The following is a 2070-nucleotide window of genomic DNA, read 5'->3' as shown; positions in this document are numbered from 1 at the left end:
GATCAGTCTGGCTGGAGTACTCCGGGGAAGGATCCCGCCGCGTCTACGAGCGCGCCGGCTACCGACCGCAAGGCACTCGCCTCTACCTCTCCTTGTCCCCGGCGCAGCAACCCTGACGGCACCAACACGCTCGGGGACGGCCGCCTGCCGCCCCTGAGCCACCAATGCCCCACCAGTTGCGACAACCTCTAAGAGGGCGTTTGATCTAGGTGGATTGCCCTTTATCTCCTAGTAAGTTCCTCGCCAGGTGGGTGTCGTCTCGTCCGTTATGCGCTTGGTGAGGTTGTCGATCGAGGCGACGTGGATCATCGCCTCGGAGCTGGCGGGCAGGGTTTCGTAGTCTCGGGCGAGGCGCCGGTGCAGCATGATCCAACCAATACTTCGTTCGACAACCCAGCGCCTTTTGACAACGTGGAAGCCGCGAACTCCCGGGTTTCTGTTGACGACTTCGACGTCGATTCCGAGGCTGGCACCGTGCTCGATGACGGCGTTCTTGAAGCCGGTGTCGACCCAGCTCTTGGAGATGGTCGGGTAGGTCTTCTTGGCCTGGTCAAGGAGCTGGATTCCGACGGCGTTCTCGGACAGGCTCGCGGCGGTGACAGTCACGGCGAGGATGAGTCCGATCGTGTCGGTGAGGATGCCCCGTTTCCTGCCGACGATCTTCTTGGCGGCGTCGGTTCCCTGGCTGGTCAGGGGCACATTCGTGGAGGTCTTCACGCTCTGGGTGTCGATCACGGAAGCGGTTGGTTCGGGCTTACGTCCTTCTTTTACGCGGGCCAGGCCGGTCAGGTCGTAGTTGAGCTGGGTGAGGATTCCCTCGTCGCGCCAGGCGGCGTAGTAGGCGTAGACGGTGCCGTGGTTGGGGAAGTCGTGCGGGAGGTATTTCCAGGGGATTCCGGTGCGGTTGATGTAGAGGAGCGCGTTGAAGACGTCGCGCAGGTCGACCTTGGCCGGCTGCCCGGTGGGCCTGCGGTCGAGCCGAGCCTTTCTCCAGGCCGTCAACGTCGGCTCGATTAAGGCCCATCGGGCGTCGGACAGGTCGCTGGGGTACGGCTTCCGCTGGCTCACGCCGTAGCGTGATCATGGATGTGGCGGACGGTGCTGGTCCGCTGCTGCTGGGCGTTTCTGCCTGATCTTCAAACCAGACGGACTTCATGCACGAGAACCGGAGCAAACGGGCGGCTAAGTTCACGGCTCGATAGGCGTGAGGGTGCGCGTACGAGGCAAACGCCTCAAGTCTGACAGCCATGAAAGTTACTTACCGGCACAGACCAAATCTAAATGCCCACTAAGAGGCCGTCTTGTCCCAGCACCCGTCCGAGCTGCTTCGGCAGCTCGAGACCGTCCGGACCCAACTGCGCTCCACCCTGGAGACTCAGCTCACGCGGCAAACCGGGGACATGTGACGGGCGATCGACCGTCCGCCCCCCCAGCGGGACCTGATCCACGGGCATTTCTGCCACCCCCACTGCGCCCCCGCCGCGCTCCTGGCGGCGAGGCCGCATGCCCAACGGCACCCTCGGCGGCGGGTCCGCCTTGCTCGGCGTCCTCTCGGTCTCGTGCACTGTCTCGCTGACCGGTCGTAGGGCGGCCGACCTGAACTCCTGAAAATGATCTCCGAGATGGTTGGGTCGTTTCAGGACTGGAGGTTCAGGGGGGTGTGAGGCTGTCGAGTTGGGCGGCGAGGTCGGGGTGGGTGGTGGTCAGGTGGGGGCGGGTGGCGTTGAGGGGGTGGATGAGGTCGGCGGGGTCGTCGTGGGCGAGGGCCGCGTGGAGCTGGCTGAGCGGGCGGCGGGCCGCGGTGGGCAGGTCGGTGAGGGCGGTGATCTGCCCGGCGAGGCGGCGGAGGTCGGCTGCGTTGCGGCGGGCCCACGTGGCGGTGGTTCGGTCGGCGGCGCGGCGTTCGCGGGTGGCCTGGACGCGTTGTTCGCCCGTGGTTCCGGCGGGGCCGGGCCGGTTGCGCAGGTAGCGGCGTTCGGCGGCCTGGCGGCTGGCGACACCGAGGGGGTGGGCGAGGTCGGCCCAGCTGGCGCCCGCGTCGCGGGCCGTTTCGATCAGGCCGGTCTCCCA

Annotated in this window: 1 protein-coding gene and 2 pseudogenes; 1 reads left to right on the top strand and 2 read right to left on the bottom strand. The window is 66.4% G+C overall.

Annotation, left to right across the window (positions count from 1 at the left end; translation table 11 throughout):
- Nucleotides 1–116: pseudogene (locus ACZ5XZ_RS38955) on the top strand (GNAT family N-acetyltransferase); the annotation flags it as partial.
- A gap of 112 nt (nt 117–228) precedes the next feature.
- Here ACZ5XZ_RS38955 and ACZ5XZ_RS38950 read toward each other — a convergent pair.
- Complete coding sequence (locus ACZ5XZ_RS38950; protein WP_468987192.1) at nt 229–1068, bottom strand: IS5 family transposase; 840 nt, start codon at nt 1066–1068, stop codon at nt 229–231.
- Between the two features lie 582 nt (nt 1069–1650).
- Nucleotides 1651–2070: pseudogene (locus ACZ5XZ_RS38945) on the bottom strand (type III effector protein); the annotation flags it as partial.

The organism is Streptomyces sp. NPDC033270, from assembly GCF_055576575.1.
The sequence above is the reverse complement of the archived record's forward strand: the minus strand, read 5'-3'. Positions and strand labels throughout refer to the sequence as shown.